General features: G+C 69.1%; 18 protein-coding genes and 1 riboswitch. Of the genes, 13 read left to right on the top strand and 5 right to left on the bottom strand.

What is annotated here, in order from left to right; all coding sequences use genetic code 11:
- Positions 1 to 81 precede the first annotated feature (81 nt).
- Positions 82 to 333, top strand: a riboswitch (cobalamin riboswitch).
- Between the two features lie 89 nt (positions 334 to 422).
- From cobG to FOC67_RS15545, 13 genes are all read left to right on the top strand, one after another.
- A complete protein-coding gene (gene cobG, locus FOC67_RS15605; protein WP_009313857.1) occupies positions 423 to 1793 on the top strand; it encodes a precorrin-3B synthase in 1371 nt (456 codons plus the stop codon).
- Complete coding sequence (locus FOC67_RS15600; RefSeq protein WP_003107929.1) at positions 1790 to 2416, top strand: precorrin-8X methylmutase; 627 nt, start codon at positions 1790 to 1792, stop codon at positions 2414 to 2416. The genes cobG and FOC67_RS15600 overlap by 4 nt, the downstream gene beginning before the upstream one ends.
- Positions 2413 to 3165 carry a precorrin-2 C(20)-methyltransferase gene (locus FOC67_RS15595; protein WP_003091011.1) on the top strand — a complete coding sequence of 251 codons (753 nt, stop codon included), beginning with the start codon at positions 2413 to 2415 and terminating at the stop codon, positions 3163 to 3165. Before FOC67_RS15600 ends, FOC67_RS15595 begins: the two co-directional genes overlap by 4 nt.
- Positions 3158 to 4837, top strand: coding sequence for a precorrin-3B C(17)-methyltransferase (cobJ, locus tag FOC67_RS15590; RefSeq protein WP_121335127.1), 1680 nt, complete (start codon positions 3158 to 3160; stop codon positions 4835 to 4837). Before FOC67_RS15595 ends, cobJ begins: the two co-directional genes overlap by 8 nt.
- A 69-nt stretch (positions 4838 to 4906) precedes the next feature.
- A complete protein-coding gene (locus FOC67_RS15585; protein WP_009313860.1) occupies positions 4907 to 5755 on the top strand; it encodes an ABC transporter substrate-binding protein in 849 nt (282 codons plus the stop codon).
- Positions 5752 to 6111: a DUF4398 domain-containing protein gene (locus FOC67_RS15580; protein WP_031627552.1), complete on the top strand. Its 360-nt coding sequence runs from the start codon at positions 5752 to 5754 to the stop codon at positions 6109 to 6111. Before FOC67_RS15585 ends, FOC67_RS15580 begins: the two co-directional genes overlap by 4 nt.
- The gene (locus FOC67_RS15575) at positions 6111 to 6920 is read left to right on the top strand and encodes an OmpA family protein (protein ID WP_003091007.1); all 810 of its coding nucleotides are present in this window, start codon (positions 6111 to 6113) and stop codon (positions 6918 to 6920) included. The genes FOC67_RS15580 and FOC67_RS15575 overlap by 1 nt, the downstream gene beginning before the upstream one ends.
- Positions 6921 to 7113: 193 nt before the next feature.
- Positions 7114 to 7752, top strand: a complete 639-nt coding sequence (locus FOC67_RS15570) for a response regulator transcription factor (protein WP_003091005.1) — start codon at positions 7114 to 7116, stop codon at positions 7750 to 7752.
- An 86-nt stretch (positions 7753 to 7838) separates the two neighbouring features.
- Positions 7839 to 8207, top strand: coding sequence for a hypothetical protein (locus FOC67_RS15565; protein ID WP_009313862.1), 369 nt, complete (start codon positions 7839 to 7841; stop codon positions 8205 to 8207).
- A gap of 221 nt (positions 8208 to 8428) precedes the next feature.
- Positions 8429 to 9868, top strand: coding sequence for a PLP-dependent aminotransferase family protein (locus FOC67_RS15560; RefSeq protein WP_003091003.1), 1440 nt, complete (start codon positions 8429 to 8431; stop codon positions 9866 to 9868).
- Between the two features lie 328 nt (positions 9869 to 10196).
- Positions 10197 to 10781 (top strand): ECF family RNA polymerase sigma factor SbrI, encoded by a 585-nt coding sequence (gene sbrI / locus FOC67_RS15555; protein WP_003119848.1) that lies wholly within the window; start codon positions 10197 to 10199, stop codon positions 10779 to 10781.
- Entirely contained in the window at positions 10778 to 11542 is a 765-nt protein-coding gene (sbrR, locus tag FOC67_RS15550) for an anti-sigma factor SbrR (RefSeq protein WP_009313863.1), read from the top strand. Before sbrI ends, sbrR begins: the two co-directional genes overlap by 4 nt.
- A gap of 345 nt (positions 11543 to 11887) precedes the next feature.
- On the top strand, positions 11888 to 12310 hold the full coding sequence (locus tag FOC67_RS15545) for a hypothetical protein (RefSeq protein WP_003091000.1): 423 nt from the start codon (positions 11888 to 11890) through the stop codon (positions 12308 to 12310).
- 13 nt (positions 12311 to 12323) lie between these two features.
- Here the strand turns inward: FOC67_RS15545 and FOC67_RS15540 are convergent, their stop codons facing one another.
- From FOC67_RS15540 to atuD, 5 genes are all read right to left on the bottom strand, one after another.
- Positions 12324 to 14150 carry a long-chain-acyl-CoA synthetase gene (locus FOC67_RS15540; RefSeq protein ID WP_003138713.1) on the bottom strand — a complete coding sequence of 609 codons (1827 nt, stop codon included), beginning with the start codon at positions 14148 to 14150 and terminating at the stop codon, positions 12324 to 12326.
- A 162-nt stretch (positions 14151 to 14312) separates the two neighbouring features.
- Complete coding sequence (locus tag FOC67_RS15535) at positions 14313 to 15137, bottom strand: NAD(P)-dependent oxidoreductase (protein WP_003101741.1); 825 nt, start codon at positions 15135 to 15137, stop codon at positions 14313 to 14315.
- A 51-nt stretch (positions 15138 to 15188) separates the two neighbouring features.
- Positions 15189 to 17174 (bottom strand): geranyl-CoA carboxylase subunit apha, encoded by a 1986-nt coding sequence (gene atuF / locus FOC67_RS15530; protein WP_003110272.1) that lies wholly within the window; start codon positions 17172 to 17174, stop codon positions 15189 to 15191.
- Between the two features lie 45 nt (positions 17175 to 17219).
- Positions 17220 to 18014, bottom strand: a complete 795-nt coding sequence (gene atuE, locus FOC67_RS15525; protein WP_003090995.1) for an isohexenylglutaconyl-CoA hydratase — start codon at positions 18012 to 18014, stop codon at positions 17220 to 17222.
- 20 nt (positions 18015 to 18034) lie between these two features.
- The gene (gene atuD / locus FOC67_RS15520) at positions 18035 to 19195 is read right to left on the bottom strand and encodes a citronellyl-CoA dehydrogenase (protein ID WP_003101733.1); all 1161 of its coding nucleotides are present in this window, start codon (positions 19193 to 19195) and stop codon (positions 18035 to 18037) included.
- Positions 19196 to 19275: the final 80 nt, after the last annotated feature.

Here is a 19275-nt window from a genome sequence, read left to right as displayed (position 1 = left end):
CCGATACTCCTGAAATGCGTCTGTGAAGGGCCCGCGACGGCTTCCGGACGGAATGGGTTTTCCCGGCCCCGGGCTGGGCGGCATAATAGCGCGTTCGTCGGTGCCCGGCCCTTTCGCGTTAGCGCGGGGCCAACGAGGGCCGAAGAGGGAACACGGAGCCGCGGTCTTTTCGAAGCCCGGGCCTAGCCGTGGCTGCCCCCGCAACTGTATGCAGCCTGTATTCGCGCCATTCGCCACTGGATTACCGGGAAGGCGGCGCGAAGCGGAGGTTCCTCCCCCGGGTGGAACGCCGGGCTGCGAGCCAGGAGACCTGCCGCCGAAACCAGTCGCGAGTGCCAACATCGGGCGGGGTGTACCGATGCCGTGGTCTGTCCCTGGGGGACAGCGGTGCGGTCGCCGCGACGCCGATTCGAGTAGCGTTTTTGAACGACGACCAGACCCCGGCGCCCCTGCCCGTACCACGTCCGTCACCCTGTCCCGGCCTGCTGCGTATCGTCCAGGCGCTGGACGGCGGCATCTGCCGCATCAAGCTCGATGCCGGTCGCCTGGACGCCGCCCAGGCACGCGCCGTGGCGGCCGCGGCGCGGGATTGCGCCAGCGGCGTGATCGAGGCGACCAACCGTTCCAACCTGCAATTGCGTGGCGTCCGCCGCGGCGAGGAAGAGCGGCTCGTCCGCCGCCTGCTGGACGCCGGCCTCGGTCCCCGGCATGGGGCCCTGGCCGGCGCCGACGACGTGCGCAACCTGATGCTCAGCCCGGCCGCCGGGCTCGATCCGCACCTGTCGCTGGACGTGCGCCCGCTGGCCGCGCGGTTGCTGCTGCGGCTCCAGGCGGACAGCCGCTACCACGCGCTGTCGGCCAAGTTCGCCATCCAGCTGGACGGCGGCGAAGACCTGGCGATGCTCGAACATCCCCATGACATCTGGCTCTCGCCGATGCCTGCGGCGCCGACCGCGACGCTGGTCTTCGGACTCGCCGGCTGCCCGGCCCGCGACCGCCCCCTGGCGGCGTTGCCGGCGGAGCGGGGCGAGTCCCTGGTGCTGGCGCTGCTCGACCTGTTCCTCGAACGCGCCCAGCCGCAACAGACGCGGATGCGCCACCTGTTGCAGGAGCTGGCCGGAGAATCCTTGCTGGAGGCCTTGCAGGCGCGCCTGGATTTCCCTCTGCGGCGTGACGAGCGGGTGGCGGCCTGGCGGCGTCCGCCGGGGCGTGCGTGGAGTCATCTCGGCGTCCAGCCGCAACGCCAGCCGGGCCTGGCGATGGTCGGCGCGGCGGCGCCGCTCGGCCGGCTCGACAGCGCTTGCCTGGAAGGCCTGGCCGAGCTGGTCGAGCGCCATGGCGACGGCAGCCTGCGCCTGACCCCCTGGCAAGGCGTGCTCCTGCCGAACCTGGCGCAGGCCGAGGCCCACCAGGCGCTGCTCGGCCTGCGCGGACTCGGCCTGCTGACCGAGCCCGACGCGCCGTTGGCGCGGCTGATCGCCTGCAGCGGTTCCAGCGCCTGCGCCAGGGGCCTGGCCGACACCAAGGGCGACGCCTTGCGCCTGGCCGAACGCCTCGGCCCGCGCAGCGACCTGCCGCAACTGCACCTGTGCGGCTGCGAACGGTCCTGCGCCGCTGCCCACCGCGCGCCGCTCACCCTGCTGGCGCGCAGCGGCGGGTTCTACGACCTGTACCGGCGCGACCCATGCCACCCCGGATTCGGCCAGTTGCTGGCCAGCCGCCTGACTTTCGCCACGGCCGCCGACTACCTGGCGGCCCTGCCTTCCCAGCCCACTTCCGGAAAACCCGCATGATTGACTACATCCGCGATGGCCAGGCGATCTATCGCCAGTCGTTCGCCACCATCCGCGCCGAAGCGAACCTCGCCGGCATCCCGGCCGACCTGGAAAAGCTCGCGGTCAGGGTGATCCACGCCTGCGGCATGGTCGACGTGGTCGACGACCTGCGCTTCTCGCCCGGCGCCGGCGCCGCCGGCCGCGCCGCGCTGGCCGCCGGTGCGGCGATCCTCTGCGACGCGCGGATGGTCGCCGAAGGCGTGACCCGCTCGCGGCTGCCCGCCGCCAACCGGGTGATCTGTACCCTCAACGAAGCGGACGTGCCGGCGCTCGCCACGGAACTCGGCAATACCCGCTCGGCGGTGGCCCTGGAGCACTGGCGCGAGCACCTGGAGGGCAGCGTGGTGGTGATCGGCAACGCGCCGACCGCGCTGTTCTACCTGCTGGAAATGCTCGACGCCGGCGCGCCGAAACCGGCGCTGATCCTGGGCTTCCCGGTCGGCTTCGTCGGCGCCGCGGAATCCAAGGAGATGCTCGCCGCCGATAGCCGCGGGGTGCCCTACGTGATCGTCCGCGGTCGCCGTGGCGGCAGCGCCATGGCCGCCGCGGCGGTGAACGCCCTGGCCACGGAGCGCGAATGATGAGTGTCGTGAAGGGCCGCCTGCTGGGCCTGGGCGTCGGGCCCGGCGATCCCGAACTGATCACCCTCAAGGCCCTGCGCCTGCTGCGCGCGGCGCCGGTGGTCGGCTATTTCGTGGCCAAGGGCAAGAAGGGCAACGCCTTCGGCATCATCGAGGCGCACCTGGACCAGGCCCAGGTGCGCCTGCCGCTGGTCTACCCGGTGACCACCGAGAAGCTGGAACCGCCGCTGTGCTACGAGACCATCATCAGCGATTTCTACGACACCGCCGCCGAACAGCTGGCCGCGCACCTGGACGCCGGCCGCGACGTGGCGGTGATCTGCGAGGGCGACCCGTTCTTCTACGGTTCCTACATGTACCTGCACGACCGCCTGGCGACGCGCTACGAAAGCGAAGTGGTGCCTGGCGTCTGCTCGATGCTCGGCGGCGCGGCGGTGCTCGGTGCGCCGCTGGTATACCGCAACCAGAGCCTCTCGGTGCTCTCCGGAGTGCTGCCCGAGGAGGAGTTGCGCCGGCGCCTGGCGGATGCCGACGCGGCGGTGGTGATGAAACTCGGTCGCAATTTCGACAAGGTCCGCCGCGTGCTGGTCGAGCTTGGCCTCGAGCGCCGCGCGCTGTACGTCGAGCGGGCGACCATGGCCAACCAGCGGATCGTGCCGTTGGAACGGGTGGAGCCGATGGCCTCGCCGTACTTCTCGCTGATCGTCGTCCCCGGCGACAAGTGGCAGGGAGGGGCCGGCGGTGAGTGACGCCCAGCAGGTTCCGGCCATCGTCATCCTCGGCCAGGGTGCGCTGGATACCGCGCGGCGGGTCCAGGCGCGCTATCCCGGGGCGCTGGTCCACGGGCTCGCCGGGCGGGTCGAGGCCGACCGTTCCTATACGGACTTCGGCGACACCCTGCGCGAACTGTATTGCGCCGACCGCCCGATCGTCGCCCTGTGCGCCGCCGGCATCGTCATTCGCAGCCTGGCGCCGTTGTTGCAACGCAAGGGAGCGGAGCCGCCGGTGCTGGCCCTGGCCGAGGACGGCAGCGCGGTGGTGCCGCTGCTCGGCGGGCTGGCCGGGGTCAACCGGCTGGCGCGGGAAATCGGCGAGGTGCTGGCCGTGGCGCCGGCGATCACCACCAGCGGCGAGCTGCGCTTCGGCACCTGCGTGCTCAACCCGCCCGCCGGTTATGTCCTGGCCGACCTGGAGCAGGGCAAGCGCTTCGTTGCCGATTTGCTCGGTGGCCAGCCGGTGCGCGTCGAGGGTGCCGCCGGCTGGCTCGACGCGGCCCGTTTGCCGCGCGACCCGGCGGCGGCGCTGGCGATTCACGTGACGCCCTCGGCGCGTGCGCCGCGGGCCGAGGAACTGCTGATCCATCCGCGCTGCGTGCTGGCGGCGCTCGAACCTGCCGACGCGGCGGCGGACGCGGTGCGCCAGGCGCTGGTCGATGCCGGCCTGGCCGCGGCGGCGCTCGGCGGCTTGCTGGCCGACAGCGCGCGGATGGCCGATCCGCGCCTGCAGGCCGCCGCCGATGCGCTCGGCGTACCGCTGCGCTTCCTGCCGCAGGCCGATCCCGCTGCGCGCCTGCGCCAGGCCTTGCCCGCCGCCGAGCAGGTCGGCGACCGGCTGGCGGTGGCCGCCGCGCCCCTGGCGATGGACCGCATCGGCCAGCGTCGCGGCCGACTCACGGTGATCGGCCTGGGGCCCGGCTGCGCCGAGCTGATGGTGCCTGCGGCGCGGCGGGCACTGGACGAGGCCGAGGACATCCTCGGCTACCAGACCTACGTCGACATGGCCGGACCCTTCCGCGCCGGACAGGTGCTGCATGGCAGCGACAACCGCGAGGAATTGCAGCGCGCCCGGCATGCCTTCGAACTGGCGGCGACGGGCAGGGCGGTGGTGCTGGTATCGTCCGGCGACCCCGGCGTGTTCGCCATGGCCGCCGCGGTGCTGGAAGCCCTGCATGGCGCTGGCGAGCCGGCCTGGGACGTGGTCGAGCTGCGGATCTTCCCTGGCGTCTCGGCGGCCCTGGCCACCGCGGCCAGGGCGGGGGCGCCTCTGGGCCACGATTTCTGCCTGCTGTCGCTGTCCGACAACCTCAAGCCCTGGGAGGTGATCGAGCGGCGCCTCGACCTGGCCGGCGCCGCCGACCTGGCGATGGCTTTCTACAATCCGATCTCGCGGGCGCGGCCCTGGCAACTGGGACGGGCGCTGGAGATCGTCGCCCGCCATCGTTCGCCGCAGACCCTGGTAGTGCTCGGTCGCGACATCGGGCGGCCCGGCGAGCGCCTGCTGCGCACCACACTGGGCGAGCTGCGTGCGGAGCAGGTGGACATGCGCACCCTGGTGATCATCGGCTCGTCCACTACCCGCAGCTTCCCGCGCGCCGACGGCGAAGCCTGGGTCTACACGCCGCGCTGGTACCCATCGGAATAGCGGGGCGGGAGTGCGCGCGGAAATGTGGCAGACTGCTGCGCGCATCCCTGTACCGCGGAGCCTGAATCCATGTCCTTTCGCTGTTCCCCGTGCCGCCTGGCCGGCATCCTGCTGGTGGCGCTGTTCGTTCCGGGGCTGGCCGCGGCGGCCGGCTCCTGCGAGCGCCTGGTGGCCACCGGCAACCCGGAGTACCCACCCTACCTGTGGCGCGACCCGCAGGATCCGAAGCGCCTGATCGGAGCCAATGCCGACCTGTTGCAGCGCCTGGGCAAGGAGCTCGGCGTGCGCATCGACGTGCTCTACAGCGGCTCCTGGGAGAAGGCCCAGGAAGAGGTGACCAGCGGTCGCGCCGACCTGCTCGCCGGGGCCTACCTGACCCTGGCACGGCTCGGCAGCATGGACTATGTGCATCCGCCGTTCCTGATGACCAGCGGGGTGGTCTGGGTGAACAAGGACGCCGCGTTCCCGTTCATCGGCCGCGACGACCTGATCGGGCACAAGGGCAGCGTGCTGGCCGGCAGCAGCCTGGGCGAGGAGTTCGACCGTTTCGCCAAGGCCAGCCTCGACCTGAAGCCGGTGCCGAGCCTGACCCAGGGCTTGCAGGACCTGATGCTCAAGCGCAGCGAGTTCCTCCTCTACCAGGCGCTGCCCGGGCAGGCTCAGGTCGAGGCGCTGGGCATGGCCGACGACCTGGAGGCGCTGGAACCGGTGCTGAGCAGCGAGGGGCTGTACCTGACGCTGTCGCACAACTCCGCTTGCAACGATCCGTGGCTGCGCGGACAACTGGCGAAAAAGATGACAGAATTGTCGGCTGCCGGCGTTCCCGTAACGCTCTTGCAGGACAATCTCGAACGCTGGAAAGCCCAGCAATTGCCGGCTTCCGGCGCCAGTTCGACTACGCAGGAAAGTGACTTGTGAGCATTCGATGGATGATGGCCGCAGGCCTCGCCGCGCTGACCCTGAGCGGTTGTGCGAGCAACGACCCGGCTCCGCTGGAGCAGATGCGCCTGACCGAACAGGCGCTGGAGCAGGCCAAGGCGGTGGGTGCCACCGACGACGTGGCCGAGCTGAAACTGGCCCAGGACAAGTACGCCGCGGCGCAGATCGCGCTGACCGCGGAGTCCTACAAGAAGGCGCGCCTGTTGGCCGAGCAGGCCGAGCTGGACGCACGCCTCGCCGAGTCCAAGGTGCTGACGCAGAAGAGCAAGGACCAGCTCGGCGAGCTGGACAAGAGCCTGAAACGTCTGCGCAAGCAACTGGGGGAGACCGACTGATGCCGGGCAAAGCGACTCTCTTCGCCACCCTGCTGGCCTGCGCCGCGCTGGCTGGCTGCGCCGACCACAAGCTCAGCGAACAGTCGCTGGCCAAGGCGCAGAGCGAGTTCGACCAGGTCAAGGAAGATTCCGACGTGCTCCGCGCGGCGCCCAAGGATGTGATCCGCGCCGGCGAATCGCTGGCCCGCGCCGAACGCCTGTCCAGCTACTGGGGCAGCAGCAGCGACGTGATCCAGTATGCCTACCTGAGCCAGCGCTACAGCGAGATCGCTCGCCAGCACGCCTTGCTCAACCTCAACCAGGAGCGCCTGACCCGCCTGCAACTGGAGCGCGAGCGCCTGCAACTGGCCCTGCGCGAAGCCAAGCTGCTCAGCGTGCAGGAGCAGGGCCAGCGCCTGAGCGAGGAGATCGCCAGTCTCAGCACCGAGGAAACCGAGCGTGGCCTGGTGCTCACCCTTGGCGACGTGCTGTTCGACTTCAACCGCGCCGAACTCAAGCCGGCGGCCAACCGCACCGCGCTGAAGCTGGTGCAGTTCCTCCAGCTCAATCCGCGGCGGGTGATCCGCATCGAAGGCTATACCGACAGCGTCGGCGACAGGCAGGCCAACCTCGACCTGTCGCGCGAGCGCGCCCAGGCGGTGGCCGACGTGCTCGCCGATCTCGGCGTGGATCCCGCGCGCATGCAGGTGGTCGGCTACGGCGAAGCCTTCCCGGTCACCGACAACGCCTCCAACCGGGGACGGGCGCAGAACCGCCGGGTGGAGATCGTCTTCTCCAACGACAAGGGCCAGCTCAGCGCGCCGCGCTGAGAACCGCGCCGCCGCAGGAAGCCCCGGTACCCCAAAGGGTCCGGGGCTTTTTTCGTCTGGCGAACCGGGTGGCGCTGGATTCCTCTGTCAGAACTTGCGCAAGAGCGGGCTATCATCGGGATCGAACTAGTTCGAGCGGCAATCCGTGCAGCATAAGCACCTTGTATTTCGTTATAACGAGTAGAGAGGCGCCATGAGTTCGAACGAAACCCTGCCGGGGCTGGTGATCGCCGATTCCTTCCCGGTCATGCAGTGGGCGCTGCAGCGCTACCTCAGCGAGGAGTGCGGACGCCAGGTGCTGGCGGTGGTCGGCGATAGCGACAGCCTGGTGGAGCGCCTGGCCGACCTGCCGCCGGAAAGCATCCTGATCACCGAGCTGGGCTTGCCTGGCCAGCGCAGCCGCGACGGTATCCACCTGGTGGAATGGCTGACCCGGCACTGCCCGCAAATGAAGGTGATGGTCTACTCGGTGTTCAGCGCGCCGTTGCTGGCCAAGGCGGTCCTGCGCAGCGGCGCCTCGGCCTACATCAGCAAGCGCAGCCCGCTGGAGACGTTGAAGGCGGCGCTGGAGTGCATGGCGCTCGGACAGACCTTCCTCGACCCCGGCCTGCACCCGCAGCGGCATACCGGCAAGCCGCTGAGCCCCACCGAGGTGGACATCCTCCGGCGCCTGGCGCGTGGCGACACGGTCAGCGAGATCGCCCAGCGGACCATGCGCAGCGTGTCGACCATCAGCACCCACAAGAAGAACGCGATGGTCAAGATAGGCCTCAACAGTGACGCCGAACTGATCGCCCTGGGCGTGATGAACTGGCTCCACGAACTCGCCTGACCGGGGTTCGAAACATCTCGACCGCCAGTTGCGGAACAATCCTCGCCAGCCCCCGGGAGCCATCCCGCCGCAGCCGAGGAATCCGCATGATCCGCCAGCCCCGCTTTGCCCGTTTCGTCCTGCCGTTGTTGCTGAGCCTGTGCCAGCCGTCCTTCGCCGCCGAACTCCGCGCGGTTGCCGAAGCACGCCGCCAGGAACTCCTGCTGGAGGACTCGCCGGTGGCGTGCGGCGAGGCGGGCTGCACGGCGCGGGAAAGCCTCAGCCTGGTGGCGTTGCAGGTGCAGGCCCGGGTTCTGGTCACCCGCCTCGGCCGCGATGATTTTTCCCCGGTCGCCCGCCAGCCCGCCGCCGTCCCGGACTACCGCCTGTTCGGCGATCTCGGCCTGGCGCCAAGCCCCTTCGCCTGGCACGCGTCGACCGGCGAGAGCGCGGCGGCGGACGCGTTGCGTTTCTGACTTTCCCTATGGCCGCTCCCCAGGCGGCTCTTGGCGGACTGTTTCCCGCCCGCACCCGGCCGGTGGCGACCGACCGGGTTTTCTTTTTCTCGCGAACGCGCCGTCTCTGCGACCGACCCGTACAGTTTTGCGACTGTATGCCTGGTTGTCGGCCGAACTGTTCTGGAGCAGTTTCACGAATTGAGCTACTGTTTCGGTTCAATCGCCGAGGAAAACCCGCCATGACCAATCTGCTGCTTTACCAACGCATCGCCCAGCAGTTGGCCGAGGACATTCGCCGTGGCGTCTACCAGCCGGGCGAGCGGGTACCGTCGGTGCGCAAGCTCAGCACCCAGTTGAACGTCAGCCACGCCACCGTGCTGCAGGCCTACGCCACCCTCGAGGACCAGGGACTGATCCGCGCCCGTCCGCAATCCGGCTTCTACGTCCACCGCACCCCGGCACTGACCGCGCCGACCCCGGATATCGCGCGGGTCGAGCGTCCCGGCCTGGTCACCCGCAGCAGCATCATCAACCAGGTGCTCGCCGAGTCCCGCCGCGAAGGGGTGTTCCCGCTCGGCGCGGCGGTGCCGCACGTGGACTACCTGCCGGTGCGCGCCTTGCACCAGCAACTGGCCAAGGTCACCCGCTTCCAAAGCCCACGGGCGTTCAGCTACATGTTCAGCCCCGGTTTCGAGCCGCTGCGGCGGCAGGTGGCGATCCGCATGCGCGACGCCGGCGTGGTGGTCGACCCGTCGCAGGTGACCATCACCCACGGCTGCGTGGATGCGATCCACATGGCCCTGCGGGTGCTGACCCGTCCCGGCGACCTGATCGCCACCGAGTCGCCGAGCTACTACGGACTGCTGCAACTGGCCGACGTGCTGGGCCTGAAGGTCATCGAGATCCCCAGCGACCCGCGCACCGGGATCAGCCTGGAGGCGCTGCAACTGGCGGCCAACCAGTGGTCGATCAAGGCCTTGGTGCTGACCGCGCGGCTGAGCAATCCCTTCGGTGGGACGATTCCCGAGGATCGCCAGAAGCAACTGCTGAAACTGACCGCCGAACACAACATCGGGGTGGTCGAGGACGACATCTACGGCGAACTGATGTTCGACCAGGGCCAGGCGCGCTCGCTCAAGTCCCACGACCGCGACGGCCGGGTGATCTACTGCTCGAGTTTCTCCAAGACCATCTCGCCCGGCGTACGCATCGGCTGGATCATCGCCGAGCGCTACCAGGAGGAGATCCGTCGCCTGCAGACCTTCACCACCCATTCGGCCTGCACCGTGACCCAGATGGGCGTCGCCGCCTACTTGGAGAACGGCGGCTACGACCGCCACCTGCGCTACATCCGCCAGGAGTACCGGAAGAACATGACCGCCTACCAGTTGGCGGTGCAGCAGTACTTCCCGGAGGGGACGCAGATGACCCGGCCCAAGGGGGGCTTCATCCTCTGGGTCAGCCTGCCGGCCAAGGTCAACACCAAGGAACTCCACGTGCGGGCCCTGGAGCAGGGCATCAGCATCGCCCCGGGGCTGATCTTCAGCAACACCGAGCAGTTCAACAACTGCCTGCGGCTGACCTGCGGGATTCCCTGGAACCGCGAGGCGGAGCGGGCGATCATGACCCTCGGCATGCTTGCCGGGCAGCTTTGCCAGGAAGGCCTGATCGCCGCCTGAGCGCGAGGCGCTCCCTTGGCTGAGGGGCGCCCGTGGCAGTCCGCGAAGAATTTTTCCGGGGATTAACCCGAATCCACCGACAGCTTCGTCTCAGCGGGTATTCTCCGCTGCACGACGAGGTCGTCTCGATGTTTTTCCCGGCTTCCATCCGGAGCGGCACTTTCGCCGAACTGTCCGACGCTGGAAAATGTCTACCGATAGCCGCTCCGGTCGCGCTTCTGGCGACGGCCCGGGCGTTTCGTGGCGACGCCGATGCGCGCCGCGAAGGATGTGGCCGATGAGCCTGCTCTCGGTCGCCTTTGACACAGGACAGGAGTCGACCAGCGGCATGCATGCCTCCACCAGCGCCACGACGGCCGCCGGCAGCGACGAAACGCTGCTGGCGCGTTACCGCAAGGGCGACAGCGCGGCCTTCGAGGTGCTCTACCAGCGCCATCGGCAAGGTCTCTACCGTTTTCTCTGCGGCCTGGCCGGACAGACCGAACTGGCCGACGAGATCTACCAGGAAACCTGGCTCAGCCTGATCCGCAGCGAGAGCCAGCCACAGGGCCGGGCGAGCTTCCGCACCTGGCTCTACCAGATCGCCCGCAACCGCTTGATCGATCATTGGCGCAAGCATGGCCAGCGCCAGCCGTTGCAGGACAGCTACGACGAACAGTTGCACGCGCAACCCGACCAGGGCGCCGGCCCCGAGCAGCAGCTCAGCCTGAGCCGCGACGGCGAGCGCTTGCAGAGCGCGCTGGAGACCCTGCCCGAGGAACAGCGCGAGGTATTCCTGATGCGCGCCCACGGTGAACTGGAACTGGCCGAGATCGCCACGCTCACCCAGTCGCCGCTGGAGACGGTGAAGAGCCGTTTCCGCTACGCGGTGCAGAAGCTGCGCCGGCTGCTGGCCGAGGAGGTGGCGGTATGAACCCACAGAAGCATTCCGCGAGCGTCGCCGAAGAGCAGATGCTGGCGCATTTCCGCGCCCACGCGCCGCAGCAGCCGGCGCCGGCGCTGGACCAGGCGATCCTCGCCGCCGCGCGACGCCAGGCGGCGCATGTCGAACCCGCCCGGTCCTGGTGGCGGCGCTGGCTGGAAGCCTCCCGCAGGCCGCGTTGGCAGGCGGCCTTCGCCAGCCTGCTGGGCGTGGCGCTGGTGCTGGGGCTGGTGAGCCACAACGTGCTGGATGACCCCGAGCGCCAGGCCCGGCCCGAAGTGGCGTTCAGCGATGTGCCCCTGCGCGACGGAGTCGCCGGGGCCGCTGCGGCGAAGCGGGCCATGCGCGCGCCGGCGGCGCCGGCTCCGCTGTCCGGCGAGATGTCGGAGCCCCCGGCCTTGCTGGCCAGCTACGCATCGTCCGGGGAGGCGCCGCAACTGATGGCCGAGGCCGCGCCGCCGGCTCCGGCTGCCCTGGCCGACCGACCGCCGGCCCAGGCCGCGCAGCAGGCGAAGGTCCAGGCGGAGCTGGCTGGCGACTTCGTCGCCCAGGCCAGGGGCAAGGCGGTTGCGGTGAAGCCGGAGGTGCTCGACGAGGCGCTCGGGGCGGTCCTTGCCCTGCGTGAGCAGGGCAAGACGGAGCAGGCCGCGACCCAGTTGGCCGAGCTGCAGAAACGTTTCCCCGGAGAGAACCTGGTGGAACGACTGGAACGCCTCGCGACGATAGCCGCGAGCGCCAAGAAACGGCCGTGACGACCATGGCCCGCGACGCCGTGATGGCGTCGCGGGCTGACATCAAGCGGTTATCCGTGCATGACAGGTTAGACATGGGGCGAACAACCGAGAGAGTGCCAGGATGACGATAGTGACCCCTTGCCTTGGTTGCAGTCTGCCGTCAGCATTGCCGCAATTGGCCATACCTGCGTGACTATGAAACGTCTTTGCCGAATTTGCGTCGTTGTTCTTTTCGGTTGCTTCCTGGCGGCCTGTGATGACGGCTCCAAGGCACCGGAAAAGAAAGCCCCGGAAGCACCGCCGCAGGAGCAGCGCGCCCCTGCCAAGCCAGTGAAGCCTGCACGAGCGGAGCCAGCGCCTGCCGTGCCTGCCGCGCCGAAAACAGCTTCGAAGAAGGTCGCGCCAGCCGCGGAGCAGGTTGCCGAACCCAAGCCGCCGGCCAAGCCGAAGCCTGCGGCTGCGCCGCCGAAGCCGGCCAGCAGGCCGGTCGCCAAGGACAAGCCGGCGCCGGCGAAGCGCGCTTCCACCGCTCGTCTCGACCCCGAGGTGCGCAAGCCGCTGCCGAGCGCCAAGCTGGACCTGCGCCTGCCGAAGGAACTGGTGCAGAAGATGGCGCCGCCCGGCACGGAAGAGACCCATAAGCCCAAGCCGCTGTTGCCGCCGATGTTCGAGGAAAAGGACGACAGCGACTTCCGCCTCAACGGCCAGTTGCTCTATCGCGACCGCGAACTGGGCGTGTCGCGGCCCCTGGAAGGGGCCGAGTTGCAGTTCGAGTTCCGCCAGTAGGCCGCCCCGGCGCTCAGAAGCGGTAGCGCTGCTCCTGCAACGCCTGGTACAGCTCCGCGTCCAACGGCTGGTAGCCGGCGCTGCCGGGCAACCTGACGAAGAGTTTGTCGCTCACCCGCGCGGGATCGTAGGCGTCGCGCTTGAGGTCGGTCTTCTTGTACTTGAAGGTGCCGGTGGTCTCGACTTCGCGCAGCAGGCGCAGGAACACCGGCGTGGCATAGGCCGGCAACTCGCGGTCGAGGTGCGCGGCGAGGGCGTCGCGGTCCAGTTCGACGCCATCGGCCAGGCGCAGTGCGGCCATCCCGCAGCGGCCGTTGGTGCCGGGAATCTCCACGCCGTAGACCACCGCATCTTCGACCCCGTCGAAGGCGCCGAGAGCGTTTTCCACCTCGGTGGTGGAAACGTTCTCGCCCTTCCAGCGGAAGGTGTCGCCGAGACGGTCGACGAACTGGGTGTGCTTGAAACCGATGTCGCGCATCAGGTCACCGGTGTTGAACCAGGCGTCGCCCTTCTTGAACACGTCGCGGAGGATCACCGCTTCGCTCTTGGCCGGATCGGTGTAGCCGTCGAACGGCCACTTCGCGCTGATCTCGCTGATCAGCAGGCCGACCTCGCCCTTGCCGACCTTCTCCATGAAGCCCTTGGCGTCGCGCACCGGGCGGTCGTTCTCCAGGTCGTAGCGGACGATGGCGTAGGTGGCTGGGGAGAAGCCCACCGTATTGTCGAAATTGAATACGTTGGTGAAGCCGATGTTGCCTTCGCTGGAAGCGTAGAACTCGGTGATCCGCTGGATCTCGAAGCGTTGCTTGAACTCGGCCCAGATCGACGGGCGCAGGCCGTTGCCGATCATGCAGGTCAGGCTATTGCCGCGTTCCTCGGCGCACGGTGGCTGGTTCAGCAGGTAGCGGCAGAGCTCGCCGATGTAGCCGAAGCAGGTCGCCCGGTAGTGCTGCACGTCCTTCCAGAAACCGCTGGCGGAGAACTTGCGGCGCAGGGCCATGGCCGCGCCGCCGGCGAGCGCCGCGCTCCAGCAGACGGTCACGGCGTTGTTGTGGTAGCAGGGCAGGGTCAGGTAGAGCACGTCGTCGCGGCCCAGGCCCAGGCCGGAATGGCCGAAGCCGCCGTAGGCCTTGATCCACTTGCCGTGGCTCATGATCGAGGCTTTCGGCAGGCCGGTGGTGCCGGAGGTGTAGATGTAGAAGCAGGAGTCCTTGAGCCGCACCCTGCCGGTGTCCTCGAGGTTCTCCGAGGTCTGCCCCTGGGCCAGGCGCATCAGGTTGCGCCAGCCCATCGGCGGCGAGCCGGGATCGCCGAGGGTGTCGCCGTCGTCGACCCAGTAGCAATGGCCGGCGTTGCCGAGCACCTCCTGGCGGACTTCCTCGAACACCTCGCGCAACTCTTCGCCGACCACGAAGTGGCCGGGCTTCACCAGGTTCAGGCTGTGCACCAGGACCTTGCCGCGCTGGGTGGTGTTGACCAGTGCGCCGATGGCGCCGAGCTTGGCCAGGGCGGCGAGGATCGCCAGCAGCTCGACGCGGTTTTCCAGCATCACCGCGACCACGCTGCCGTGGCCTACGCCCTCGGCCTTGAAGGCGCGCGCCAGGCGATTGGCCCAGCCGTTGAACAGGGCGTAGCTGATCCGCCGCTGGCCGTCGAGCACCGCCGGGTTGTCCGGGTACAGGCGTGCCGCGCGCTCCAGCGCCCAGCCCAGGGACAGGCTCTTCTCGCGGTTACGGATCGCGGTGTAGTACAGGCCGCGCAGCATGCGCGGCACGCGGCCGAAGGTGGCAGGCAGGCGGGCAACGAAACGGTTGAAAGTGATCAGGTCGGCGTGGGTCATGGCTCTCGCGCTTTGTCGTTGTTGTGCGGGGCGTAGGACGCTCCCGCGACTCTAGACCGCAGCCGCCGCCTCGGCTATGACCGTTGCGCGGTCGCCCCGGGGCACTTCGGCAAATAGCCCGGAAGCCCGCCGCAGAGCGCCGCGCGCCTTTCGTCGGAGACCTCAGTCGAGGAACAGGTCGGGCACCAGCGCGCCACCCTCCGGGTCGTAGCGGTACTGCTCGAAATCGCTCTGGCCGCGCTCGCGCAGCAATTCCTCGTCGACCAGCAGGCGCCCGCTGAGGCTGCGCCCCTCGCTGGTGAGAATGGCGTGCGCGGCGTCGGCCATGATCGCCGGGGTGCGCGCGCGGCGGAAGGCGTCACGGCTGCCCAGCTCGAACTCGATGGCGGCGGTGGCGATCATGGTCTTCGGCCACAGTGCGTTGACGCTGATGGCGTATTTCCCGAACTCCTCGTGCATCCCCAGGGTAAGCATGCTCATGCCGTACTTGGTGACCGTGTAGGGGCCGTGCTGGGCGAACCACCTGCCGGCCAGGTTGATCGGCGGCGACAGGCTGAGGATGTGGCCGTTGGCGCTCCTGCGCAGGTAGGGCAGGGCGGCCTGGCTGCAGACCAGCACCGCGCGGGTGTTGATCTGGTACATCAGGTCGAAGCGCTTGGGCTCCAGCTTTTCCACCCCGACCAGGCGGATCGCCCCGGCGTTGTTGACCAGCGCGTCGATCCCGCCGAAGCGTTCGGCGGCGCGGGCCATGGCCGCCGCCACGGCCTGCTCGTCGCGCACGTCGAGTTGCAGCGGCAGGGCCTGACCGCCGGCGGCCTCGACCTCGGCGGCGACGCTGAAGATGGTGCCTTCCAGCTTCGGATGCGGCTCGGCGCTCTTCGCCGCGATCACCAGGTTGGCGCCATCGCGCGCGGCGCGCAGGGCTATCTCCCGGCCGATGCCGCGGCTGGCGCCGGTGATGAACAGGGTCTTGCCGTGCAGTGACATGGGCGTCTCCGTTTTCTTGTCGTTGTCGTTGCGGATGAGCGGCGGGGTGTCTCAGGCGTCGGCTTCCACCTCGACCAGCACCTGCCGGTTGCGCACCTGCTCGCCACGGCCGACCTGGACGCGGCGGACCACGCCGTCGACTCCGGCCTTCAGCGGGTGTTCCATCTTCATTGCCTCCAGCACCAGCAGCAGTTGGCCCTTGCCGACCCGTTCGCCCTCGCCGACCAGCACCTCGACGATGGCGCCGTCCATCGGCGCCTTGAGCGTGCCGGAACTGGCGCCGACCTGGGCGCTGGCGCCGGCGTGGGTGACGTCGAGCAGTTCGAGGTTGCCGCCGTGGCCGTATAGCCAGAGGCGCCCGCCGTCCAGGTGGTAGGCGTGGCGACGGCGAATGCCGTCGAGTTCGGCGCTGGCCCAGCGTCCGTCGCAGTCGAGCAGGCGCACGGCGATCTCGCGTCGCTCCAGGCGCGCCAGCAGTCGCGGCCGACGGCCGCTTTCGAGGACCTCCAGGCCGATCTCCAGGCGCTGTTCGGCGTGCTTCAGGACGATCTTCCACGGCGCCCCGGCGGCGCTGCGCCAGCCGGCCAGGCCGGGCTGGTGCGCACTGGCCTCGGCGCCGGCCTGGTAGAGCAGGGCGGCGGCCAGGGCCAGTTCCTCGGCGCCCGGCTGGCGCGGTTGCAGGCTGGGGTCTTCGGCGAAGCGTTCGCCGATGAAGGCGGTGGTCGCCTCGCCGGCGGCGAAGTCCGGATGCGCCAGGAGGTTGGCGAGGAACCGCTGGTTGCCGTCGACCCCCAGCAGCACGCAGCGCTCCAGCGCGCGGATCAGCTTGCGCCGGGCTTCGTCGCGGGTCGCCCCGTAGGCGATCAGCTTGGCCAGCATCGGGTCGTAGAAGGGCGTCACCGCCTGCCCCTCGACCAGGCCATGGTCGATGCGTACGCCGGGCAGCAGTTCCGGGTCCCAGCGCAGCACCGTGCCGGTCTGCGGCAGGAAGCCGCGACCGGCGTCCTCGGCGTAGAGGCGGACCTCGATGGCATGCCCGCGCAGTTCCACCTGCTCCTGCCGCAGCGGCAGCGGATGGCCCTCGGCGATGCGGATCTGCCAGGCCACCAGGTCCTGGCCGGTGACCAGTTCGGTGACCGGGTGTTCGACCTGCAGGCGGGTATTCATCTCCAGGAAGTAGAAGCGACCATCCTCGCCGAGAAGAAACTCGACGGTGCCGGCGCCCACGTAGTTGACCGAGGCCGCGGCCTTCACCGCCGCCTCGCCCATGGCGCGACGCAGGTCGGCATCGAGCACCGGGCAGGGGGCTTCCTCGATGACCTTCTGGTGGCGACGCTGCACCGAGCAGTCGCGTTCGCCGAGGTAGAGCAGGTTGCCGTGGCGGTCGCCGAACACCTGGATCTCCACGTGGCGCGGGCGCGGCACGGCCCTCTCCAGGATCAGCTCGGCGCTGCCGAAGGCGCCCAGCGCTTCCGAGCGCGCGGTGCGCAACTGTTCCAGCAGTTGGCCGGGTTCCTCCACCAGGCGCATGCCGCGGCCGCCGCCGCCGGCGCTGGCCTTGATCATCAGCGGGTAGCCGATGCGTTCGGCCTCGCGCCGCAGGGTCGCGTCGTCCTGTTCGGCGCCTTCGTAGCCGGGGATGCACGGCACCCCGGCGGCGAGCATGGCGATCTTCGACAGGCGCTTGCTGCCCATCAGGTGGATGGCTTCCGCATCCGGGCCGATGAAGACGATCCCGGCGGCTTCGCAGGCACGGGCGAATTCGGCGTTCTCGGAGAGGAAGCCGTAGCCGGGGTGGATCGCCTCGGCGCCGCTGCGACGGGCGGCGTCAAGGATCGCCTCGAGGTTCAGGTAGGACTGCGCCACCGCTGCCGGGCCGATGCACACGGCCTCGTCGGCCAGTTGCACATGGCGGGCGTCGGCGTCCGCCTCGCTGTACACGGCGACGCTGCGGTAGCCCAGTTCATGGGCGGTGCGCAGCACCCGGCAGGCGATTTCACCGCGGTTGGCGACGAGGATCTTGTTGAAGCTGGGCATGTCGTTCGGCTCCTGGAGGCTGTTGCCCTGTTTCGCGGTCGTGGCTCACTGGGCCCAGACCGGCTTGCGTTTCTGTACGAAGGCCAGGGTGCCTTCGCTGCCTTCGGCGCCGCCCACCGCTTCGGCGAACTGGCGCGCCGCATCGTCCAGCAGGGCGCCGAGTTCGCCGCTTTCGCTGGCCAGCAGCAGGGCCTTGGTGGCGGCGTTGGCGTTCGGCGCGCAGCGGCGCAGTTGCTCGAGGGTTTCCTCCAGGCGCTGTTCGAGGGCATCGGCGTCGGCCTCGCAGAAATGCACCAGGCCCAGGCGCAGTGCCTCGCGGCCGTCGAAGCGGGCGGCGGTGAGGGCCAGGCGGCGGGCCTGGGTCAGGCCGATGCGGCGGACCACGAAAGGCGCGATCTGCGCCGGGAGAATGCCGAGGCTGGTTTCCGGCAGGCCGAACTGCGCATCGGCGGCGGCGATCGCTACGTCCGACACGCAGGCCAGGCCGAAACCGCCACCGAGCACCGCGCCTTCCACCAGCGCCACCAGCAGTTGCGGGGCGGCCTGGGCTTCCTCCAGCAGGCTGCCGAAGGCGCGGTTCAGCGTGCGGTAGGCTTCCGCCCCGGCGGCGCGGGCACCGGCCATGTCCTTGATGTCGCCGCCGGCGCAGAAGTGCCCGTCGGCGCCGCGCAGCACCAGCGCCCGCACGCTACGGTCGTCGCGCACGGCGGCGAGCACCGCGCGCAGTTCGCCGACCATCGCCAGGCTCATGGCGTTGCGGCTTTGCGGGCGGTTCAGGGTGATCCGCAGGACGCCCTCGACGGGTTCCAGCAGCAGGGTCTCGCAATGCGGCAGGCTCATGCCGGTTTCCTCCTGGAACGTCAGCCTTTCTTCTTGCCCGGCAGGATGCCCATCAGCTTGCAGATGATGCCGAGCATGATCTCGTCGGCACCGCCGCCGATGGATACCAGGCGGGTGTCGCGGTAGGCGCGGGAGACCGGGTTGTCCCACATGAAGCCCATGCCGCCCCAGTACTGCAGGCAGGCGTCGCTGACCTCGCGGCCGAGGCGGCCGGCCTTGAGCTTGGCCATGGAAGCCAGGCGCGTCACGTCCCTGCCTTTCACGTACAGCTCGGTGGCCTGGTAGACCAGGGCGCGCAGCGCCTCGACCTCGGTCATCATCTCGGCCATGCGGAAGTGGATGACCTGGTTGTCGATCAGCGGCTGGCCGAAGGTCCTGCGCTCCTTGCAATACTCGATGGTGACGTCGATGCAGTGCTCCAGGCCCTTGATCATGTTGGCCGCGCCGAACAGCCGTTCTTCCTGGAACTGCAGCATCTGCATCATGAAGCCGGCACCTTCCGCGCCGATGCGGTTGCGCTGCGGTACGCGGACGTTATCGAAGAACACCTGGGCGGTCTCCGAACTGCGCATGCCGAGCTTGTCCAGGTGCGGACTGAGGGTAATGCCCGGGGTCTTCATCGGGACCACGATCAACGACTTGTTGACGTGCGGCTTGTCGTCGGAGGTATTGGCGAGCAGGCACATGAAGTCGGCCGACGGCGAGTTGGTGATCCACATCTTGCTGCCGTTGATCACATAGTCGTCGCCGTCCTTGCGCGCGGTGGTCTTCAGGCCGGCGACGTCGGAGCCGGCGCCGACCTCGGAGACGCCGATGCAGCCGACCATCTCGCCGGCGATGGCCGGGCGGAGGAACTCCTCGCGCAACTCGTCGGAACCGAAGCGGGCCAGGGCCGGGGTGCACATGTCGGTCTGCACGCCGATGGCCATCGGGATGCCGCCGCAGGTGATGCTGCCGAATTCCTCGGCGGCGACGATCGAGTAGCTGTAGTCCAGGCCCATGCCGCCGAACTTCTCCGGCTTGGAGATGCCCAGCAGGCCGAGTTCGCCGGCCTTGCGGAAGATCTCGTGGATCGGGAAGCGGCCGTCCTTTTCCCACTGGTCGACGTTGGGGTTGATTTCCCGCTCGACGAAGCTGCGAACGGTGCGGCGGAGTTCCTCGTGTTCCTGGGTGAAGATCATGGGTTGTCTTTCCTCCTGGGCATCATTGTTTTCCGGCAGGATCCGCTTGCTCTTTCCCAACCCTCTTCCTTCAGGGAGAG

It is taken from the genome of Pseudomonas sp. FDAARGOS_761 (genome assembly GCF_013343155.1).
GTDB classification, from domain to species: Bacteria; Pseudomonadota; Gammaproteobacteria; order Pseudomonadales; family Pseudomonadaceae; genus Pseudomonas; species Pseudomonas aeruginosa.
The sequence above is the reverse complement of the archived record's forward strand: the minus strand, read 5'-3'. Positions and strand labels throughout refer to the sequence as shown.

What these genes read in the sequence shown, in the direction of transcription:
- sbrI (WP_003119848.1), top strand. Translation starts at nt 10,197, where the DNA reads ATGCATGCCTCCACCAGCGCCACGACGGCCGCCGGCAGCGACGAAACG.
- FOC67_RS15585 (WP_009313860.1), top strand. Translation starts at nt 4,907, where the DNA reads ATGTCCTTTCGCTGTTCCCCGTGCCGCCTGGCCGGCATCCTGCTGGTG.
- FOC67_RS15595 (WP_003091011.1), top strand. Translation starts at nt 2,413, where the DNA reads ATGATGAGTGTCGTGAAGGGCCGCCTGCTGGGCCTGGGCGTCGGGCCC.
- atuF (WP_003110272.1), bottom strand. Translation starts at nt 17,174, where the DNA reads ATGCCCAGCTTCAACAAGATCCTCGTCGCCAACCGCGGTGAAATCGCC.
- FOC67_RS15600 (WP_003107929.1), top strand. Translation starts at nt 1,790, where the DNA reads ATGATTGACTACATCCGCGATGGCCAGGCGATCTATCGCCAGTCGTTC.
- FOC67_RS15575 (WP_003091007.1), top strand. Translation starts at nt 6,111, where the DNA reads ATGCCGGGCAAAGCGACTCTCTTCGCCACCCTGCTGGCCTGCGCCGCG.
- sbrR (WP_009313863.1), top strand. Translation starts at nt 10,778, where the DNA reads ATGAACCCACAGAAGCATTCCGCGAGCGTCGCCGAAGAGCAGATGCTG.
- FOC67_RS15565 (WP_009313862.1), top strand. Translation starts at nt 7,839, where the DNA reads ATGATCCGCCAGCCCCGCTTTGCCCGTTTCGTCCTGCCGTTGTTGCTG.
- FOC67_RS15540 (WP_003138713.1), bottom strand. Translation starts at nt 14,150, where the DNA reads ATGACCCACGCCGACCTGATCACTTTCAACCGTTTCGTTGCCCGCCTG.
- atuD (WP_003101733.1), bottom strand. Translation starts at nt 19,195, where the DNA reads ATGATCTTCACCCAGGAACACGAGGAACTCCGCCGCACCGTTCGCAGC.
- FOC67_RS15560 (WP_003091003.1), top strand. Translation starts at nt 8,429, where the DNA reads ATGACCAATCTGCTGCTTTACCAACGCATCGCCCAGCAGTTGGCCGAG.
- FOC67_RS15570 (WP_003091005.1), top strand. Translation starts at nt 7,114, where the DNA reads ATGAGTTCGAACGAAACCCTGCCGGGGCTGGTGATCGCCGATTCCTTC.
- atuE (WP_003090995.1), bottom strand. Translation starts at nt 18,014, where the DNA reads ATGAGCCTGCCGCATTGCGAGACCCTGCTGCTGGAACCCGTCGAGGGC.
- FOC67_RS15535 (WP_003101741.1), bottom strand. Translation starts at nt 15,137, where the DNA reads ATGTCACTGCACGGCAAGACCCTGTTCATCACCGGCGCCAGCCGCGGC.